This window comes from Embleya sp. NPDC020886 (assembly GCF_044333915.1).
Taxonomy (GTDB): domain Bacteria; phylum Actinomycetota; class Actinomycetes; order Streptomycetales; family Streptomycetaceae; genus Embleya.
In genome coordinates this window covers 277,785-297,455 of record NZ_JBIRRX010000004.1, presented here as the reverse complement: position 1 = coordinate 297,455, position 19,671 = coordinate 277,785, and the positions used below count along the sequence as shown (strand labels likewise).

Genomic DNA, 19,671 nt, shown 5'->3' with positions numbered 1-19,671 from the left:
CGGGAGTCAACCCGCCCGGTTGCGGAAAGTACAAAGGCATGTACGAACGGAGCCTTCCGCAGCACTTCGCGCGTTCGGCGCGCCCCGCCCGGTCGGGTGCCCGAGTGTGGCTGCCCGAGGTCGAGAGCCGGCTCGATCCGTTGGTGTTGTGGCGTCGATTCGGCCAGTTCCTGGTGGACGTGGTGGCGTCGGCGCTGTTGCCCGGAGCCGCGATGTTCCTGTTCGTCCTGCTGCCCACGCACCCCGACGGTTCGATCCGCAGCGGTCCGCTGACCGCGACGATCACCGCCGGCGTGGTCGTGGTCGCGGTCGCGATCCTGTTCTGGTACTGGGTGCTGCGACCCGCCGAGCACGACGGGCGCACCTGGGGCATGCAGGTGTTCGGCATCCGCGTCGTGGACGTCTCCGGGGGACGCGCCGGCCGACGCCAACTCGGGACCCGTTGGCTGCTGTTGCTCGTCGACGCCTTCGCGCTCGGGGCGATCGGGCTGACCGCGGTGCTCACCAGCGAGCGGCGCCAGCGGGTCGGCGACCGGGTGGCGGGCACCCTGGTGGTCCGCGGTCGCGGACCCGGCCTGGACTGAGCGGCCCGCGCGGTGTCGGGCCGCGGGTCGGTGCCACCCGCCGCCCTCCCCCGTCGCGCCCGCGAACGGCCCGTCACCGCACCTCGACGGCGTGCCGGAATGCGGCTATTGCTCGACCGCTCCGCCCCTCTTGTGGCCTTGCGCACGGTTTGCAAATGCCACCTTGTCGCCATGTCCATCCGACCACTAGTGTCGGCTCGCCGTGGTGTTCGGGAAGCCGGTTCGATGCCGGCGCGGCCCTCGCCACTGTGATCGGGAAGTTCTCCTCCATCCCCGCGGAAACGTTGAGTCGTCGCCTCGGGGAAGCCACTGGGACCGCTTGCGCGGCCCCGGGAAGGCGGAGACGTGAACGTACGACCCGTCAGCCAGGAGACCGGCCACGGCGATCGTCCGTCCACGAGGTGTTGGAGAGGGACCCTTCCTCATGCATATCGCCGAGGGCTATCTGCCCTGGGAACACGCCGTCGCCTGGGGCGTCGCGTCGACCCCGTTCGTCGTACACGGCGCCCGCGCGCTCACCCGCGAGGTGCGCGACCGCCCCGAGAACACCCTGCTGCTGGGCGCTTCGGGCGCCTTCTCGTTCGTCCTGTCCGCGCTGAAGATCCCTTCGGTCACCGGGAGTTGCTCGCATCCCACCGGCACCGGGCTGGGCGCCATCCTGTTTCGACCACCGATCGTGGCCGTGCTGGGCACGATCACCCTGCTCTTCCAGGCGCTGTTGCTGGCGCACGGCGGGCTGACCACGCTCGGCGCGAACGTGTTCTCGATGGCCATCGTCGGCCCGTGGGCCGGCTACGGCGCCTATCGGCTGGCCCGCTCGCTGCTCGATCGACGCGGCGGCACCATGCCGCTGGATGTCGCGGTGTTCCTGGGCGCGTTCGTCGCCGACCTGAGCACCTACTGCGTCACCAGCGTGCAGCTCGCGCTGGCCTTCCCCGACCCCGACAGCGGATTCGCCGGTGCCCTGGCCAAGTTCGGCGGCATCTTCTCGCTCACCCAGATCCCGCTGGCGATCAGCGAGGGTCTGCTGACCGTGCTGGTCGTACGCCTGCTGCGGCAGTCCAGTCGCGGCGACCTCATCCGCCTCGGCGTGCTCACGGACGCGCGGGTCGCCCGCGAGGAGGAGAAGAGCAAGTGAAGCGCTCGACGAAGATCAACCTGCTGATCGTGCTGGCCGTGGTGCTGCTCGCGGCGCTGCCCGTGGTGTTCGGGATGGGCGACCACAAGGACGAGCCGTTCACCGGCGCCGACTCCCAGGCGGAGACCGCGATCACCGAGAACGACCCGGACTACAAACCGTGGTTCAGCCCGCTGTACGAACCGCCGTCCGGCGAGATCGAGTCCGGTCTGTTCGCGTTGCAGGCCGCCCTCGGCGCGGGCGTGGTCGGTTACATGTTCGGCGTCAAGCGCACCCGGCGCCGACTCGCGCCGGAGGCGGCGGATACGCCCGACGAGCCGGCGGACACCACCGGCGAGGCACCGGTATCGGTCCCGGGTCGCTGATTCCGTGTTGCCGATCGACGCGGCGGCGCACGCGAGTTCGTGGCGCCGCCGCCATCCGGCCGACAAGGCCGTGCTCTCCTTCGGACTGCTCGGATGCGCGGTGGCGCTGCCGCCGTGGCCCGGCGCGGTGCTGGTCGCCGCGACCGTGCTGGTGATCGCGTTCGGGTTCGCGAAGGTGCCCGCCCGGCGACTGTGGCGGGCCGCCCGGGCACCGCTGGGCTTCGCCGCGACCGGCGCCCTGACGCTGCTCGTGACCATCGGCGCGGACGGCGTCGGCTGGGCCGAGGACGGGCCGCGGCGCGCGGCCGAGTTGCTGGTCCGCTCCGGTGCCGCCGGCCTGGCGATGTTGCTGTTCGCGTTCACCACGCCGCTGTCGGACGTGTTGCCCAGACTGACCCGGGTGGGTGTCCCGGCCGCCGTGGTGGACGTCGCGGCGGTGATGTACCGGATGTTGTTCCTGCTCTACGACACGACCGCGCGGATCAACCAGGCGCAGGCCGGCCGGCTGGGCCACCGCACCCGGCGGGCCCGCTGGCGGTCGGTGGCCGGGCTCGGCTCGGCGGTGTTCGTGCACGCGTTCGCCCGCGCCCAGCGGCTGGAGGCGGGCCTGGCCGGGCGCGGCTACGACGGGCGGCTGCGGGTGCTGGTGGACGAGGTACCGATCTCGCGCGCCTTCGTGGCGGGCTCCCTGACCCTGGTGGCGGCGGTCGTCGCCGCCACCCTTCTCCTGGTATCGGTGGTGCCGTGATTCCGTTGCGTGTACGAGAGATCGGCTATGCCTACCAGGACGGGCCGCCGGTGTTGAGCGACCTGTCCCTGACCGTTTCGGCCGGGCGGGCGCTGGCCCTGCTCGGGCCGAACGGCAGCGGGAAGACCACGCTGCTGCGGCTGTTGACCGGCGGTCTGGTGCCGGACTCGGGGCGGGTCGAGCTGCACGGGGTGCCGATTCGGCACGACCGCAAGGGGCTCACCGCGCTGCGCCGCGTCGTGCAGTTGGTCGTCCAGGATCCCGACGACCAGTTGTTCTCCGCGTCGGTGGCCCAGGACGTCTCGTTCGGGCCGCTCAACCTGGGGCTGGACCCGGCCGAGGTGCGCTCGCGGGTGGCCGAGGCGCTGGCCGCGCTCGGGATCACCGCGCTGGCCGAACGGCCGGTGCACCTGCTGTCCTTCGGCCAGCGCAAGCGGGCCGCCATCGCCGGGGCGATCGCGATGCGGCCCGAGGTGCTGGTGTTGGACGAGCCGACCGCGGGCCTGGACCCGGCCGGGCAGGAGGCGCTCCTGGACACCCTCGCCGAGTTGCGCGCGGCCGGGACGACGGTGGTGATGGCCACCCACGATGTGGACCTCGCGCTGCGCTGGGCCGACGACGCGGCCGTACTCGCCGACGGGCGGCTGCACACCGGGCCGGCCCCGGTGCTGCTCGCGGACACCGCGTTGCTGGCCGCGGCGAGTCTGCGGCCGACCTGGGCACACGCGGCCGCCGCCGTGCTGGCCGCACACGGCCTGGCGCCGGCGGGCGTGCTGCCCCGGACGCCGGCCGAGTTGGCCGCCCTGGCGGTACGACCGACGACCCTCGAACCCCGCTCCGGTTGAGCCGGCCCGCCGGGGCCGCTCAGCGCCGGCGCAACAACACCACCGCGCGGTCGTCGCTCACATTGCGGCCGGCCGCCGCCACGATCCGCCGCGCCGCGTCGCGGAAGTCGTCCCGAACCATGCGCTCGGCCTCACCGAGGAAGCGGTCGATGCCGGTGGCGATGTCCTCGCCCGGCAGCTCCACCATGCCGTCGGTGAACAACAGGAGCGCGTCCCCTCGGCCCAGCCGGCCCTTGACGCCCTCGAAGCCGGCGTCCTCGATCACCCCCAGGAGCGGGCCGACCGCCTCGATCACCTGCCACCGGCCGGAACCGGCGATCCAGTGCACGCCCGGCGGGTGGCCCGCCGAGATCAACTCGTAGTCGCCCGACTCCAGGTCGAGCACCACGTGCACCGCCGTCGCGAAGCCCTCCGCCCACTCCTGGCGCAGCAGGTAGTCGTTCGCCGCCGGCAGGAAGTCGCGTGGGGGCAACGAGCCGAGCAGCCCGCCGAACGCGCCGGAGAGCATCAGCGCGCGCGAGCCCGCGGCCAGCCCCTTGCCGGAGACGTCGACGAGCACCACCTCCAGCACCCGCCCGCCGCCGGCCCCCCGGGAGGCGACCAGGAAGTCACCGGAGAACGATTGGCCACCGGCCGGCCGCAACACCACCTCGGTATGCCACTGCGGCGGCAACACCGGCATCTCGCCCTGGGCCCGCAACCGGTCGCGCAGGTCGAACAACATCGACTCGCCGCGCGTCCACTGCACCCCCAGGCGGGTCCGCATCCGCGCCATCAGCAGCACGATGCCCGCGATCGCGCCGACCACCAGGACGGTGCCGCCGGTGACCTCCGCGGGGTCGTGCACCTGGTGCTGGGCGATCAGCACACCCGCGGTGGCCGCGTACAGGAGCAACAGGCTGGGCATCCGCAGCACCAGCCCGCCGATCAGGATGGGCACCACCGCCATCGTCGCGGGAAACCACGACGCGTCCACGTCCGACAACAGGCCGCACGCGGTGACCGAGGCCAGCAGTCCGGCCAGGGCGAACCCGTCCGAGGGCAGCACGTGATGCCGCAGCCAGGACACGACCCGGCGCCCGGAGCGCGCCAATGCCGCGCGCCTCCCGGTCCTGCCCACCCGGTTTCCACTGCTCGTCGGCGCGGCCACCCCGCGACACTACCGAACGGTCATCAACCGGAGGTTACGCCGACGGCTGACAGGTGGGACACCAGAACAGATTCCGCCCGACCAACTCGGCGGTCTTGACCGGGGTTTCACACACCAGACAGGGCATCTCGGTGCGCCGATAGACGTAGACCTCGCCGCCGTGATCGTCCTTGCGCGGCTCGCGACCCATCGCCTCGGGGGTGTGCTCGGGCCGCACCGTGTCGATCCGGCCCAGCCGCACGCCCTCGCGCATCAGCAGCACCAGGTCGGCCCACATCGCGTCCCAGGTCGCCCGCGCCAGCTTGTTGCCGGCCAGCTTGGGGTCCACCCCGAACCGGAAGAGCACCTCGGCGCGGTAGACGTTGCCCACGCCGGCGAGCACGTCCTGTTCCATCAACAGCGCGCCGATCGGCTTGGCGCTGCGCTGGATCCGCCGCCAGGCCGCCGCCGGGTCGGCGTCCGCCCGCAGCGGGTCGGGGCCCAGTCGAGCGTGCACCGCGTCCTTCTCGGCCCGGTCCAGCAGTCGGCACGCGGTCGGCCCGCGCAGATCCGCCCAGGTCGCCCCGCCCGGCACCTTCGCGGCCAGCCGCAGTCGCACCTGGCCGACCGGTTCGGGCAACTCGGCGCCCTCGCCGAAGGAGAACTGTCCGTAGAGACCCAGGTGCACGTGGATGAAGCGCTCGCCGGAGAACTCCAGGAACAGGTGTTTGCCGTGTGCGTCGGTGTCGACCAGGGGCTCGCCGTCGAGCAGCGCCGCGCTCTCCGCGAATCGCCCCTGCGGGCTGCTCAGCCGCAGTGGCAGGCCGCCGAAGCGCTCCTGATGGGTGGTGGCGAGACGGTGAATGGTGTGGCCCTCGGGCACGCGGCCTCCAGCGCTGCGATGACGGTGGGATGCGGGGTGTGGTGACGCCCCCACGCTACCGACCCGCACCGACATGCCGACGCCCCCGACCGGACGGACCGGTCGGGGGCGGCTGGGTACGGTGCGGGCTACGGCAGGGTCGGCAGTTCGCCGGTGTTCTCGTACTTGGTGAGCATGTTGATCCGGCGGGTGTGCCGCTCGGCCTCGCTGTACGGGGTGTTCACGAAGACCTCCAGGAACTTGGCGGCGTCTTCGAGCGAGTGCATGCGCGCGCCCATGGAGATCACGTTCGCGTTGTTGTGCTCGCGGGCCAGCGACGCGGTCTCCCGGCTCCACACCAGCGCGCAGCGCACACCCTTGACCTTGTTCGCCGCGATCGCCTCGCCGTTGCCGGAGCCACCGAGCACGACGCCGAGGCTGCCCGGGTCGGCGGCCACCCGCTCGCCGGCCCGCAGGCAGTACACGGGGTAGTCGTAGGAGTCGGCCTGGACGGCCGGGCCGCAGTCGACGGCCTCGTGGCCGTTGGCGTCGAGCCACGCGATGAGGTGCTGCTTGAGGTCGTAGCCGGCATGGTCGGAGCCGAGGTAAACGCGCATGGGCCGCAGTCTCTCAGGCGCGGTCCCGAACGTCCCATCAGGGCCGGTATCCACCGGGTGGCGTGTCCGGCGCACCGGTCGGCCGGGGCGGCGCGGAGGGCGGCGGGCCGGCCGGTCGGATGGTGGTGGGGAGGTCGTGCGGCGACTGCGGCGGCGGCCCGGCGTAGCCGAGGTTGCCGAGTACGCCGGGCGCGCCGTATGCCGGGCTGTACACACCGGGTGCGCCGTAGGGGTGCGACGCCGGGTAGGCGGACGCCCGGCGCGTCGACGCGTAGGAGGCCAGCACCGCCAGGCCCACGAGCCAGCCGGTGAGCAGCCCGAAGTAGGCACCGCTCTGGATCTGGGTCATCGCGTAGTGGAAGTCGGAGAGGCCGCGCGGCCGGCCCGCCCCCTCGTCCTGCACGATCGTGAACACGGTCAGCCCGTGGATCGCGCCGCCGAGCACCGGGGCGAACCAGCCGAGCAGGAAGGCCGTGAAGCCGGCCCGCTCGCTCAGACCGCGCGCGCCGAGCGCGAGCACGGCCGCGACCACCACGAACAGCAGTACGGCGCCGACATAACCGGCGGTGACGTCCTTGGTGGTGAAGCTGTGCCGGAACTCGTCGCCCAGGTCGTCCCGGTCCGCGATCCACAGCGGGTAGCCGACGATCCGCAGCAGTTCCATGTACCACTTGCCGGTGTCGCTGCTCCGGCCCCACGACTCGTCGAACACCCACTGATTGCCCAGTCCGGCCACGATCAGAAAGGCGACGACGATCCCACTGACGACGATGCGCTTGGCAGCCCCCGGTCTCATGACACGAGGTTAGGCGCGTTCGGGTGTCGCGTGCCAAGAAGTGTCGCGACCGGGCAAAAAACGGGCCCCGCTCCCGAAGAGGGAAGCGGGGCCCGACCGGTGACGGGGCGTCAGCCGCGCCGGCCGACCAGCTTCCAGGCGGCGGGCAGCAGCGCCATCGCCAGGACGATCTTGACCGCGTCGCCGAAGAGGTAGTTCTGCATGCCGATCTCGTACGCCTTGGACATCGAGATGCCCAGGTCGTGCGCGAGGTAGGTGAGGCCGGCCGCGTAGATCACCGCGTTGCCCAGCACCATCGTGCCGGCGGTGCGCAGCGGGCTGCGGTCGGTGCCGCGCTGGGCCAGGAAACCGGCGACGGTCGCCGCGAGCACCATGCCGAGCACGTAGCCCAGGGTCGGGAAGCCGGTGCCGGAGGTGCCCTCGGCGAACCACGGCATGCCCGCCGCGCCCAGACCCAGGTAGAGCACCATCGCGGCGAGTCCGCGCCACGCGCCGAGCGCACTGCCGGCGAGCAGCACGGCGAAGGTCTGGCCGGTCACCGGGACCGGCGAGCCGGGCACCGGGACGGTGAGCTGGGCGGCGAGGCCGACGAACGCGGACGCGCCGACGACCAGCGCGGCGTCGCGCACGTCGGCGCCTCGGAAGACCCGGGCGGGAACCAGGTCGGCCAGGACGGGGCGGCGCGCATCGAGAAGGGCAGTACTCACAGCGGACTCCACACTCTTGGGTTGCGGGACCCGATGAACTTAACCAATCGGACATCGAACGCTCACGGGGGTGTCCGACAAGGTACCGATCCGTACTTTGTCGAACACCACCGAAAGCGCCCGTCCCGGGTCACAGTTGCAGCGACTTGACCTCCAGGTATTCCTCCAGGCCGAACCGACCCAGCTCGCGCCCGTTGCCCGATTGCTTGTAACCGCCGAACGGGGCGAGCGGGTTGAACGCGCCGCCGTTGATCTCCACCTGGCCGGTGCGCAGCCTGCGCGCGAACGCCACCGCCGCCTCCCGACTGGGGCCCCACACCGCGCCGGACAGGCCGTACGGGGTGTCGTTGGCGATCCGCTCGGCCTCCTCCTCGGTGTCGTAGGGCAGGATCGACAACACCGGCCCGAAGATCTCCTCGCGCGCGATCGTCATGTCGTTGGTCACGTCGGAGAAGACGGTGGGCCGCACGTGGTAGCCGGTTTCCACGCCCTCGGGCGGTTCCGCGCCACCGGTCACCAGGGTGGCGCCCTCCTCGATGCCCTTGGCGATGTAGCCGCGCACCCGCTCGAATTGGGTCGCGTTCACCAGCGGGCCGAGCTTGCCGGTCATCGCCCTCGCGCCCTCCGCCGCCAGCTCGACCGCGCGCGGCAGGTCGTCGCGGTGCACCAGCATCCGGGTCAGCGCGCTGCACGTCTGCCCGCTGTTGCGGTACGCGCCGCCGATGCCCGCGCGCACCGCCTTCTCCAGGTCGGCGCCGGGCAGGATCACGTTGGCGGACTTGCCGCCGAGTTCGAGCGCGACCCGCTTGACCGTCGCGGCGGCCAGCTCGGACACCCGGGTGCCGGCCCGGGTCGAGCCGGTGAAGGAGACCATGTCGACGTCCGGGTGCGCGGCGATCGCCTCGCCGACCACCGGGCCGGTGCCGGAGACCAGGTTGACCACGCCCGCCGGGAAGCCCGCGTCGTGCAGGATCTCGAAGAACACGTGCGCGGCCTGCGGCGCGACCTCGCTGGCCTTGAGCACCACGGTGCAGCCGGCGACCAGGGCCGGGCCGAGCTTGTTGGTGATCTGGTGCAGCGGGAAGTTCCACGGGGTGATCGCCCCGACCACACCGACCGGCTCGCGCACCACCAGCGAGGAGCCGATGGTCTGCTCCCACTCGAACTCGGCGGCGAGCTTGACGAAGCTGCCCAGCACGACCAGTGGCAGGCCCAGGTGCACCCGCTCGACCAGGGCCGCCGGGGCGCCCATGTCCGCGATGATCACCTCGGTCATCTCGGCCGAACGCTCGGCCAGCAGGTCCCGTGCCTTGGCCAGCAGCGCGGCCCGCTCGGCCGGCGGGGTGGCCGCCCAGCCCGGGAAGGCGCGCCTGGCGGCGGCCACGGCCAGGTCCACATCGGCGGGCGTGCACTGCGGCACGGTCGCCACGACCTGCTCGGTATTGGGGTCGACGACGTCGATGGTCTCGGTCGACGAGGGCGCCGTCCACGCGCCGTCGATGTAGATCGTGTCGTAAGCCTTGGTCATGCCGCCGAACTCCTCCGCTTGCCACTGGGACATGGCGCCGCAGCCGGGAACGGTCACCGGGCCCGGTCGCGACACCCGCCGAGAGTACGTCGACACGTGTGCAATCCCCAGGGCCGGCCGACCCCGATCTTCGCCCACCGACACCACGACCGCACAGGTCAGGGGCGCGGAGCCGGCCGCGGGCGGGCGCTACCCCGCGAAGCCGTGCGGCCCGTTCGAGGTCCACACCAGTTCGCCGCTCCGGCCGGTGACCGGGAATTCGCGGGCCAGACCGACCTCGTGCAGGCGCGCGAGCGGCGTGAAGGACACCCCGTACTCGCCCTGCCCCTTGTCGAAGCCCCAGTCCTTGTACACCTCGACCCGGTACACCAGCCGCACGTCCGGCAACACCGGCGAGCCGGGGGTGGCGGTGCCGCCGGGAAGTACCTCGATCCGGCCGGTGATCCGATATTGCAGACCGCGCATGGCCAACCACCAGTCGGTGTCGTCCGCGCGCCGGATCAGCACCCCGTGCCAGTGCGTGGTGGTCTCGAAGACGCTCTCGATGCCGCCGCTGTCGTGCCAGCGGATCGCCGCGAGCGCCCACCACTCCTCGAAGTGGGTGAGCGCCGCACGGCGAAACGGCTTGGCCCGCAGCGGCTGGGCCGGGTCGATCACGAACGGCGCGCCGCGCCCGACCAGGTAGTGCCGCAACGAGGCGGCCCCGGTGCGCAGTCCCACCCAGCGCCACAGCGGCACGACCGCGCGCAGCCCGAAGGCGAGCGCTCGGTCGCGCAGCCGCGGCATGCGGGAGCCGTAGGGGGCGTTGCCGTTGGGCGTGCGTGGATCCGGCCGCCCGGTACGGGAGGTGTGGATCACGCTGCTCTGGCGCTCCGGAGCCGTCATTTATCCAGATTAATTAGCTTTGCTTTGCTTTGTAGTCGATTCCGAGTCGGGACCGACAGGTTTCATCCGGTCAGTCGAAACCGGTCAGTCGAAAATCGGCCCCTGGTCACGGGTGCGCTTGATCTCGAAGAAGCCCGGCGTGCCCGCGACCAGCACCACGCCGTCCCAGAGCCTGCCCGCGTCCTCGCCCTTGGGCGCCGGGGTCACCACCGGACCGAAGAAGGACACACCGTTGACGCTGATCACCGGGGTGCCGACGTCCATGCCCACCCGGTCCATGCCGTCGTGGTGCGACTTGACCAGAGCCTCGTCGTACTCGGTCGAGTCGGCGGCGTCGGCGAGCTCGGTGGGCAGGCCCGCCTCGGTCAGCGCGGCCTCGATCATCTCGCGCGAGAACTCCTCGCCGCCCGGGTGCCGGCGGTTGCCCAGCGCGGTGTAGAGCGGCAGGAGCACCTCGTTGCCGAACCGCTGCTCGGCGGCGATGCACACCCGCACCGGGCCCCAGCCGCGCTCCAGCATCTCCTTGTACGCCTCCGGGATGTCGTCCCGGCCGCTGTTGAGCACGGACAGGCTCATCACGTGCCACTGCACGTCCACGGGGCGAATCTTCTCCACCTCGAGCATCCAGCGCGACGTCATCCACGCCCACGGACACAGCGGGTCGAACCAGAAGTGCGCTATGTCGCGGGCGGATCCGTTGTCCTTGGTGGTCACTGCGGGGTTCCTCTCGATCCTGCTGCCTGGTTCGCGACGCCGTGCGCCCGGCCGCGCTGCACCCGGGTCGCCTCGACGGACGGCGGACGGGCCGTCGATGACTGTGCAACCTCCGACCGCACCCCGCCATTCCTGCCGATCGCGACAATCCCACGCTCCCGGGCCGGCCGGGGCCGCACCCGCGCCGGACCGGGAATCCGGTCGAGAACCGGGCCGACACAGCCGCCCCCGCCGTGAAAGGATCGCCCGGACCGCAGCCAACCAGGGAGTGATCCAGTGCCCGGCAGGAATCTGACCCGCGAGGAGGCCCGCACGCGGGCCCGGATCCTGAGCGTCGAGGACTACGACGTCAGGCTCGATGTCACCACCGACAGCACGGAGACGTTCCGCTCCGAGACGGTGCTCCGTTTCGGTTGCCGTGAGGCGGGTGCGGCCACGTTCGTGGATCTGCTCGCCCCGGCCGTCCACGAGGTCGTGCTCAACGGCCGCGCGCTCGACCCCGCACAGGTCTTCGACGGCGCCCGAGTACTGCTGGACGACCTGGTCGAGGGAACCAACGAACTGCGCGTGCTCGCGTCGTGCGCCTACAGCCGCACCGGCGAGGGCCTGCACCGCTTCGTCGACCCGGTCGACGATCGGGTCTACCTCTACACCCAGTACGAGCCGGCCGACTCGCGCCGGGTCTTCGCGAACTTCGAACAGCCGGACCTCAAGGCGTCGTTCCGGTTCTCGGTGACCGCGCCGGCCGACTGGCACGTGGTGTCGAACTCGACCACGCCGAAGCCGGCACCGGTGCGCGAGGGGGTCGCACGCTGGGACTTCGCCCCGACGCCGCGGATCTCCACCTACCTGACCGCGGTCGTGGCCGGCCCCTACCACGCGGTCTTCGACACCTACACCGGCCCGGACGGCCTGGTCGTCCCGCTCGGCGGGTTCTGCCGCGCGTCGCTGGCCGAGTCGTTCGACCACGAGGACATCTTCGAGGTCACCCGGCAGGGCCTGGACCTGTTCCACGACCGGTTCGACTTCCCGTATCCGTTCGGCAAGTACGACCAGCTCTTCGTGCCGGAGTACAACCTCGGCGCGATGGAGAACCCGGGCGCGGTCACCTTCACCGAGGACTACGTCTTCCGCTCCAAGGTCACCGACTCGGCGTACGAGAACCGCGCCAACGTGATCCTGCACGAGATGGCGCACATGTGGTTCGGCGACCTGGTCACTCCGCGCTGGTGGGACGACCTGTGGCTGAAGGAGTCCTTCGCCGACTTCATGGGCGCCTACTCGCAGGGCGCGGCGACCCGCTGGACCGACGCCTGGACCAGCTTCGCCGCACGCCGCAAGGACTGGGCGTACCGCCAGGACCAGTTGCCCACCACCCACCCGATCGTGGCGGTGATCAACGACCTGGAGGACGCCAAGCTCAACTTCGACGGGATCACCTACGCCAAGGGCGCCTCGGTCCTCAAGCAACTGGTCGCCTACGTGGGCGAGGACGAGTTCTTCGCGGGTGCCCGGTCGTACTTCCGCAAGCACGCGTGGGGCAACACCACCCTCGCCGACTTCCTCTCCGCCCTGGAGGAGACCTCCGGCCGCGACCTCAAGTCCTGGTCGGCGGATTGGCTGGAGACCTCCGGCGTGAACACGCTGCGCCCGGCGATCGAGACCGACGCGGACGGCGTGATCACCTCGTTCGCGGTGCTCCAGGAGGCCACGCCGGCGTTCCCGACGTTGCGCCCGCACCGGATCGCGATCGGCCTGTACGACGGCGCCGAGCGGGTCGCCCGGGTCGAGGTGGACGTGGTCGGCGCCCGCACCGAGGTGCCCGAGTTGGTCGGCCGCGCCCGCACGCCGCTGATCCTGCTCAACGACGACGACCTCACCTACGCGAAGGTGCGCTTCGACCCGCGGTCGTGGCAGGCGGTGCTCGACTCGCTGGGCGAGCTCGACTCCTCGCTCGCCCGCGCGCTGTGCTGGGGCGCGGCGTGGGACATGACCCGGGACGGCGAACTGCCCGCGCGCGACTACCTGGACCTGGTGCTGCGGCACGCCGGTCGGGAAAGCGACGTGGGCGTGGTGCAAAAGCTCCAGGTGCAGGTCAAGACCGGCCTGGACCGCTACACCGACCCGGCCTTCCGGGCCGAGGCCCTGCGGCTGCTCGCGGCCGGCTCGCTGACCGAACTGCGGGCCGCGGAGGCGGGCGGGGGCCATCAGCTCGCCTGGGCCCGCTGCCTGGCCTCGGCCGCCGGCACGCCCGAGGAACTCGCGTTGCTGCGCGACCTGCTGACCGGTGAGCAGCGGATCGCCGGGCTGAGCGTGGACACCGAGCTGCGCTGGGCGATGTTGCGCGCGCTGTGCGCGGGCGGTGCCGCCGACGAGCCGGACATCGCCGCCGAACTGGAGCGCGACGGCACCGCGGCCGGTCGCCGACACGCGATCGAGTGCCGCGCCGCACGCCCCACGCCCGAGGCCAAGGCCGAGGCGTGGCGGCTCGTGGTGGAAACCGACGAACTGCCCAACGCGACGCTCGCCGCGGTCATCGCGGGCTTCGCCACGTCCGGTCAGGAAGACCTGACCGACCCGTACACCGACCGCTACTTCGCCGCGATCGCGCCGGTGTGGCGGGACCGCTCGATCGAGATCGCCCGCCGGGTCGTGGTCGGCCTCTACCCCTCGGGTCGGATCGACGTCGACACGCTGCGGCGCACCGACGACTGGCTGGCCGCGACCGAGCCGGTGCCGGCGCTGCGCCGGCTGGTCCTGGAGTGCCGCGACGACGTGACCCGTGCGCTCGCGGCCCGCAAGCGCGACCGACGCGACTGACTCGCCCGTTCGGATCCCGCCACCATCCCGACGGGGTCCGATTCCCCGGCCGCCCCTCCCCGGCGGCGCCCATCCCACAAGGAGCGCAGCGTGCCCGGAACCAACCTGACGCGTGACGAAGCCCGCGAGCGGGCCCGGATCCTGTCCGTCGACTCGTACGACATCGCCCTCGACCTGACCGGCACCGGTGCGACGTTCCCGTCCACGACGGTGCTGAGGTTCGGCTGTAGCGAACCGGGGGCGAGCACGTTCGTCGATCTGATCGCCCCCGACGTGCAGGAGATCACCCTCAACGGCAAGGCGCTCGACGTCGCGTCGGTCTTCGCGGACAGCCGGATCGCGTTGAGCGACCTCGCCGAGCACAACGAGCTGCGGGTGGTCGCGTCCTGCGCGTACATGAACACCGGCGAGGGCCTGCACCGCTTCGTCGACCCGGTGGACGGCAAGACCTACCTCTACACCCAGTTCGAGGTGGCCGACGCGCGCCGGGTCTTCGCCAACTTCGAACAGCCGGACCTCAAGGCCACCTTCGCCTTCACGATCACCGCGCCGAGCGAGTGGCGGGTGGTCTCCTGCTCGCCCACCCCCGAGCCCTCGGCCGGTGCCGACGGCGCCTCGGTGTGGGCGTTCGAACCGACGCCCAGGATCTCCACGTACATCACCGCCCTGGTGGCCGGCCACTACCACGCGGTACAGGACAGCTACACCGCCGCGGACGGCACGGTCGTCCCGCTCGGCGTGTACTGCCGGTCCTCGCTCGCGCCGTTCCTGGACGCGGACGCCATCTTCGACGTCACCAAGCAGGGCTTCGACTACTTCCTGAAGCAGTTCGACTTCGCCTACCCGTTCGCCAAGTACGACCAGCTCTTCGTGCCGGAGTACAACGCGGGCGCGATGGAGAACGCGGGCTGTGTGACGATCCTGGAGGACTACGTCTTCCGCTCCAAGGTCACCGACACGTCGTACGAGACGCGTGCGGAGACCATCCTGCACGAGCTCGCGCACATGTGGTTCGGCGACCTGGTCACCATGCAGTGGTGGGACGACCTGTGGCTGAACGAGTCGTTCGCCACCTACGCGTCGGTGCGCTGCCAGGCCGAGGTGACCCGCTGGTCGCACGCGTGGGCCACGTTCGGCAACCGGATGAAGACCTGGGCCTACCGGCAGGACCAACTGCCCTCCACGCACCCGATCTTCGCCGACATCCGGGACTTGGAGGACGTCGAGGTCAACTTCGACGGCATCACCTACGCCAAGGGCGCCTCGGTGCTCAAGCAGCTCGTCGCCTACGTGGGCAGCGAGAACTTCTTCGCGGGCGTACGGGCGTACTTCAAGAAGCACGCGTGGGGCAACAGCAGGCTGGCCGACCTGCTGGGCGCGCTGGAGGAGACCTCCGGTCGGGACCTGAAGTCGTGGTCGCGCGAGTGGCTGGAGACCGCGGGCGTGAACACGCTGCGGCCCGCGATCGAGACCTCCTCGGACGGCGTGATCACCTCGTTCGCGGTGCTCCAGGAGGCTCCGCAGGCGTGGCCGACGCTGCGTTCGCACCGGATCGCGATCGGCTTCTACGACCGCACCGACGCCGGTCTGGTGCGCACGCACCGGCTGGAGCTGGACGTCACCGGCGCCCGAACCGAGGTCGCCGACCTGGTCGGCCGGGCCCGTCCGGACGTGGTGCTGCTCAACGACGACGACCTGACCTACACCAAGATCCGGCTCGACGAGCACTCGCTGGCCTTCGTCACCGACGCGATCGGCGAGTTCGTCGACCCGCTGCCGCGCGCGCTGTGCTGGGCGGCGGCGTGGGACATGACGCGCGACGCGGAGATGGCGGCGCGCGACTACCTCAAGCTGGTACTGGCCGGCGCGGGCGGCGAGCGGGACATCAACATCGTCCAGACGTTGCAGCGCCAGGTCACCAGCGCGCTGGAGCTCTACCTCGACCCGGCGCACCGCGAGCGTTCGCTGGCCGAACTCGCGGTGGCGGCCGAGCGTTTCCTGCGCGCGGCGGAGCCGGGCAGCGACCACCAGTTGGCCTGGACGCGCTGCCTGGCGTCGGTGGCGGCGCGGCCGGACCACCTGGCGATCCTGCGTGCTCTGCTCGACGGCAAGGAGCAGATCGAGGGCCTGGCGGTGGACGCGGATCTGCGCTGGGCGCTGCTGCTGCGCCTGTCCGCGACCGGGGTGGCCACCGACGCGGACGTCGACGCCGAGTTGGAGCGCGACTCCACCGCGGCCGGTCGCCGGCACGCGGCGGCCGCGCGGGCGGCCCGGCCGACGGCCGCGGCCAAGGACGAGGCGTGGGCCTCGGTCGTCGAGTCCGACGCGCTGCCCAACGCGATCCAGGCGGCGGTGATCGGCGGCTTCGTCCAGCCGGCCCAGCGCGACCTGCTCGCGGCCTACACCGAGCGGTACTTCGCCACGATCGCGAACGTGTGGACGACCCGCACCAACGAGATCGCCCAGCAGATCGTGATCGGCCTGTACCCGACCCTCCAGGTCACCCAGGACACCCTGGACCGCACCGACGCGTGGCTCGCGAGCGCCGAGCACCCGGCGGGCCTGCGGCGCCTGGTGGTGGAGAGCCGCGACGGGGTGGCCCGGGCCCTGCGGGCGCAGGCACGCGACAAGTAGCACCCGACGTGGGGCCGGCCGGGCCGATCGACGGTCCGGCCGGCCGGCGGTTCGCACGGAAGGGTCAACCCGGTGCGTGTGTTCGTGCACCGGCCCGGTAGCGTGGGTTTCGTGGTGAACAGGAATGCACTTCGCGCCGGGGCCGTGTCGGCCGTTGTCACGCTCATGTCGCTGATTTCGACACCGGCCTTCGCGAACATCCGCGACGACGGCGACGAACCGGGCGCCGGCATCGGTATCGGCGAGACCCTCGGGGTCTTCGTCGGCATCCCGATCCTGGCCTTCGTGATCATCGCGGGTCTCGTGATGCTTCCGGACATCATCAACAAGAAGAAGAACTGACTTTCCCCGAAGCCGCCGAGCGGGTGCACACCCGCTCGGCGGCTTCGGCACGTCCGGGGCCGGGCCGGACAGGGCCTAACGCCCCCGGAGCACCCGGGCCAGCGACACCGCGCGCGGGTTGACCGGCAGGTCCTCCAGGTAGACGTGTCGGCCCTCGTCGTCGGCCACCGGCAGCAGCCAGTTCGGATACTGGTTCCAGGTGCCCGGCAGGTTCTGCGGGCGACGATCGCCCACCCCGTCCGGCAGCCAGACGCCGAGCAGCCGGCACGGCGTCGCGGCGAGCAGGCGGTGCAGCGCCTCGACCGTCTCCCGCTCGCCCGCGCCGGGCCGCAGGTAGCCGCGCCGGCGCAGCAGTTCGAGCCACTGCTCGCGGTCGGCGAGATCCTCGGCCCGTTCGATGTCCACGTCCCGGACCAGCAGGTGCAGGCGCTCCCACAGGTCGATGTGCTCGCCCGCGAGCCGGGCCGCGGTGGGCGGCAGGTCGTGCGTGGTCACCGTGGCCAGCGAGCCGGCGCGCCACTGCTCGGGCGGCAGCGGCCGGCCCTTGTCGTCGCGTTCGAACCACAACACCGAGGTGCCCAGGATGCCGCGCTCGGCCAGATAGGTCCGCACCCACGGCTCCACCGTGCCCAGGTCCTCGCCGATCACCACGGCACCGGCGCGGTGCGCCTCCAGGGCCAGGATGCCGACCATCGCCTCGTGGTCGTAGCGCACGTACGCGCCTTCGGCGGGGCTGTTGCCCTTGGGCACCCACCAGAACCGGAACAGCCCGAGCACGTGGTCCACCCGTACCGCGCCGGCGTGCCGAAAGGCCGCGCGCAACAGCTCCCGGTAGGGCGCGTAGCCGGTCTCGGCCAACCGCAGCGGATGCCACGGCGGCTGGTTCCAGTCCTGCCCGATCTGGTTCATCGCGTCCGGCGGCGCGCCGCCGGTGGCGCCCAGCGCGAGTACCCGGCCGCCGCGCTCGGACCCGAGCACCCACGCGTCCGCGCCGTCGGGGTGCACGCCGACCGCGAGGTCGTGCACGATGCCCACCGACATGCCCGCGTGCGTCGCCGCGTCCTGCGCGGCCTGCAACTGGTCGGCCAGCACCCACTGGGTCCAGCGGTGGAAGTCGATCGCGCCGGCGAGCCGTTCGCGCTCGGCGGCGACCTCGGCCGAGTCCGGGTCGTGCAGGTGCGCGGGCCAGTTCCGCCAGGACGGGCCGTACTCCTCGACCAGCGCGCACCACGTGGCGAAGTCGGTCAGCCATCGGCCCTCGCGCGCGACGAACGCGCGGTAGTCGGCGTCCCGGCCCAGGCTGCGCGGCACCTTGTGCACCAGCGCGAGCGCTTCCCGCTTGGCCACCCGCACCGCGTCCCGATCCAGGTGCTCGGCGCCGTCCTGCCCGTCCCCCGCCTCGGCCCGAAGCTCCTCGGCCACCGCCCGCTCGACCGGGGTCAGGTAGGCGAACTCCGGGACGGCCTCGACCCGGACGTACATCGGGTCGGGAAACCGGCGGCTCACCGGCAGGTACGGCGACGCCTCCACCGGCGGCACCGGCGAGGCCGCGTGCAGCGGGTTGACCAACACGAAGCCGGCGCCCTGGGTACGCGCCGACCACACCGCCAGGTCGGCCAGGTCGGCCAGGTCGCCGATCCCCCACGACCGGCGCGAGGGCAGCGAATAGAGCTGCACCATGTAGCCCCACGAGCGCTCCGCGGGCGTGGGCAGCACGGCCGGGGTGATCGCGATCGGGCACGAGGCGCGACTGCCCGCGCCGGCGGTGCTCGGCACCCCGCCCGAGCCGAGCGACTCCTCGGGCTCGGGCGAGCAGCGGGCGTGCAGGGTGTGCCAGCCCAGCGGCAGATCGGCGGGCACCCGGTGGGCGCCGACCGGGTCACCGAGCGGTCCGAGGCCGGGTCCCGCACCGAGGTCGCGGCGGACCCCGCCGTCCTCCAGCTCGATCCACAGCTCGACCCGATGCCCGGCCGGCACGTTGACGGTGAAGCCGGCCGGCCGGCCCGAACGCAGCACCAGCACCGGGGGCAACAGCCGGGTCCGCCGCAGTTCCTCGTGCTCGGCGAGCGCGGCCCGGGCACTCTCGGGGGTCGACGCGTCCACGCCGAGCGCACCGAGCACCGCTATCACCGTCGCCGGGTCGGTGTGCACGGCCTCGCCGCGCCACCCCTGATACTCCGTGGCCACCCCGAACGCGGAGGCGAGCCGGACCAATTCGGGAGACAACTGCGATACGCGTGGTTCCTCCATGCCCGCGAGCATCGCACCCGAACGGCCCCGGTGTCGGCGTGTCCGACCGACACGCGAGCAGATGTGTCGGGTTCCGGACCGCGGCTCCGGTGGAACCCGTCGAAACAAAAACGGCGACGGGCTCCCCGGAGGAAATCCGCCGCCTTCTAGGCGCTCGCGACCTGGTCGAAATGGTCGAAGCCCGCCTCCTGCGCACCGTACGGCGCCAGGTATGGCTCCCAACGTGGATCACGAAACCCGGTGCCCAGGATCCGCCACGCCAGGCCGGTGGGTTGGGATGGGGGACGCGGCATTCGCCAGCCCAGCTCGGCGATGTACCGATCGCTCTTGACGTGATTGCAGCGACGACACGCCGAGACCACGTTGTCCCACGTGTGTTGTCCACCGCGGCTGCGGGGGACGACGTGGTCGACACTGGTGGCGGCGCTTCCGCAGTAGACGCAACGCCCTCCGTCGCGAGCGAACAGCGCGCGCCGGGTGAGCGGGACTTGGCCCCGAAAGGGGATACGGACGAAACGGGTCAGTCTGATCACACTGGGTACGGGAATCTCGGTGGTGGCGCTGTGCAGGATGGTGCCTGTTTCTTCCAGGCACATTGCCTTGTCGTTCAGCACGAGAATCAGTGCGCGGCGAACGGGCACCACGCACAGGGGCTCGTACGACGCGTTGAGGACCAGCGAATGCGGCACGTATGCCTCCCTGTGACG

18 protein-coding genes and 1 riboswitch are annotated in these 19,671 nt (G+C 71.8%); of the genes, 8 read left to right on the top strand and 10 right to left on the bottom strand.

Annotation, left to right across the window (positions count from 1 at the left end):
• The first annotated feature begins 38 nt into the window (after window positions 1-38).
• The 5 genes from ACH4U8_RS16380 to ACH4U8_RS16360 all read left to right on the top strand — a co-directional run bounded on the left by ACH4U8_RS16380 (window position 39) and on the right by ACH4U8_RS16360 (window position 3,680).
• Entirely contained in the window at window positions 39-584 is a 546-nt protein-coding gene (locus ACH4U8_RS16380) for an RDD family protein (protein WP_360304451.1), read from the top strand.
• A gap of 186 nt (window positions 585-770) precedes the next feature.
• A riboswitch (cobalamin riboswitch) is annotated at window positions 771-981 on the top strand.
• 27 nt (window positions 982-1,008) lie between these two features.
• Window positions 1,009-1,722, top strand: a complete 714-nt coding sequence (locus tag ACH4U8_RS16375) for an energy-coupling factor ABC transporter permease (protein ID WP_360304449.1) — start codon at window positions 1,009-1,011, stop codon at window positions 1,720-1,722.
• Window positions 1,719-2,087 (top strand): energy-coupling factor ABC transporter substrate-binding protein, encoded by a 369-nt coding sequence (locus tag ACH4U8_RS16370; protein ID WP_360304447.1) that lies wholly within the window; start codon window positions 1,719-1,721, stop codon window positions 2,085-2,087. The genes ACH4U8_RS16375 and ACH4U8_RS16370 overlap by 4 nt, the downstream gene beginning before the upstream one ends.
• A 4-nt stretch (window positions 2,088-2,091) precedes the next feature.
• Window positions 2,092-2,835, top strand: a complete 744-nt coding sequence (cbiQ, locus tag ACH4U8_RS16365; protein WP_360304445.1) for a cobalt ECF transporter T component CbiQ — start codon at window positions 2,092-2,094, stop codon at window positions 2,833-2,835.
• A complete protein-coding gene (locus ACH4U8_RS16360; RefSeq protein ID WP_395778472.1) occupies window positions 2,832-3,680 on the top strand; it encodes an energy-coupling factor ABC transporter ATP-binding protein in 849 nt (282 codons plus the stop codon). The genes cbiQ and ACH4U8_RS16360 overlap by 4 nt, the downstream gene beginning before the upstream one ends.
• A gap of 19 nt (window positions 3,681-3,699) precedes the next feature.
• Here ACH4U8_RS16360 and ACH4U8_RS16355 read toward each other — a convergent pair whose 3' ends face one another.
• The 8 genes from ACH4U8_RS16355 to ACH4U8_RS16320 form a co-directional block, all read right to left on the bottom strand.
• Window positions 3,700-4,800 (bottom strand): PP2C family protein-serine/threonine phosphatase, encoded by a 1,101-nt coding sequence (locus ACH4U8_RS16355; RefSeq protein ID WP_395778470.1) that lies wholly within the window; start codon window positions 4,798-4,800, stop codon window positions 3,700-3,702.
• Window positions 4,801-4,864: 64 nt separating this feature from the next.
• Window positions 4,865-5,692 (bottom strand): Fpg/Nei family DNA glycosylase, encoded by an 828-nt coding sequence (locus tag ACH4U8_RS16350; RefSeq protein WP_395778468.1) that lies wholly within the window; start codon window positions 5,690-5,692, stop codon window positions 4,865-4,867.
• Window positions 5,693-5,820: 128 nt separating this feature from the next.
• Complete coding sequence (locus ACH4U8_RS16345; protein WP_360304437.1) at window positions 5,821-6,288, bottom strand: ribose-5-phosphate isomerase; 468 nt, start codon at window positions 6,286-6,288, stop codon at window positions 5,821-5,823.
• A gap of 37 nt (window positions 6,289-6,325) precedes the next feature.
• On the bottom strand, window positions 6,326-7,084 hold the full coding sequence (locus ACH4U8_RS16340) for a hypothetical protein (protein WP_379991478.1): 759 nt from the start codon (window positions 7,082-7,084) through the stop codon (window positions 6,326-6,328).
• Between the two features lie 110 nt (window positions 7,085-7,194).
• Window positions 7,195-7,791, bottom strand: a complete 597-nt coding sequence (locus tag ACH4U8_RS16335; RefSeq protein ID WP_395778466.1) for a biotin transporter BioY — start codon at window positions 7,789-7,791, stop codon at window positions 7,195-7,197.
• A gap of 130 nt (window positions 7,792-7,921) precedes the next feature.
• Complete coding sequence (locus ACH4U8_RS16330) at window positions 7,922-9,319, bottom strand: aldehyde dehydrogenase family protein (RefSeq protein ID WP_360304431.1); 1,398 nt, start codon at window positions 9,317-9,319, stop codon at window positions 7,922-7,924.
• Window positions 9,320-9,508: 189 nt separating this feature from the next.
• Window positions 9,509-10,204, bottom strand: coding sequence for a hypothetical protein (locus ACH4U8_RS16325; protein WP_360304429.1), 696 nt, complete (start codon window positions 10,202-10,204; stop codon window positions 9,509-9,511).
• Between the two features lie 84 nt (window positions 10,205-10,288).
• Window positions 10,289-10,918, bottom strand: coding sequence for a disulfide bond formation protein DsbA (locus ACH4U8_RS16320; RefSeq protein WP_379992015.1), 630 nt, complete (start codon window positions 10,916-10,918; stop codon window positions 10,289-10,291).
• 276 nt (window positions 10,919-11,194) lie between these two features.
• On the opposite strand from ACH4U8_RS16320, the gene pepN (ACH4U8_RS16315) reads away from it, so the two are divergent.
• The 3 genes from pepN (ACH4U8_RS16315) (at window position 11,195) to ACH4U8_RS16305 (ending at window position 16,714) form a co-directional block, all read left to right on the top strand.
• Entirely contained in the window at window positions 11,195-13,738 is a 2,544-nt protein-coding gene (pepN, locus tag ACH4U8_RS16315; protein ID WP_395778464.1) for an aminopeptidase N, read from the top strand.
• 90 nt (window positions 13,739-13,828) lie between these two features.
• On the top strand, window positions 13,829-16,372 hold the full coding sequence (gene pepN / locus ACH4U8_RS16310) for an aminopeptidase N (RefSeq protein WP_360304425.1): 2,544 nt from the start codon (window positions 13,829-13,831) through the stop codon (window positions 16,370-16,372).
• Window positions 16,373-16,444: 72 nt separating this feature from the next.
• Window positions 16,445-16,714, top strand: a complete 270-nt coding sequence (locus tag ACH4U8_RS16305; RefSeq protein ID WP_379992018.1) for a hypothetical protein — start codon at window positions 16,445-16,447, stop codon at window positions 16,712-16,714.
• 75 nt (window positions 16,715-16,789) lie between these two features.
• Here the strand turns inward: ACH4U8_RS16305 and malQ are convergent, their stop codons facing one another.
• Window positions 16,790-18,964, bottom strand: a complete 2,175-nt coding sequence (malQ, locus tag ACH4U8_RS16300; RefSeq protein ID WP_395778462.1) for a 4-alpha-glucanotransferase — start codon at window positions 18,962-18,964, stop codon at window positions 16,790-16,792.
• Between the two features lie 146 nt (window positions 18,965-19,110).
• Window positions 19,111-19,653 carry an HNH endonuclease gene (locus ACH4U8_RS16295; RefSeq protein ID WP_126642612.1) on the bottom strand — a complete coding sequence of 181 codons (543 nt, stop codon included), beginning with the start codon at window positions 19,651-19,653 and terminating at the stop codon, window positions 19,111-19,113.
• Between the last annotated feature and the right edge of the window lie 18 nt (window positions 19,654-19,671).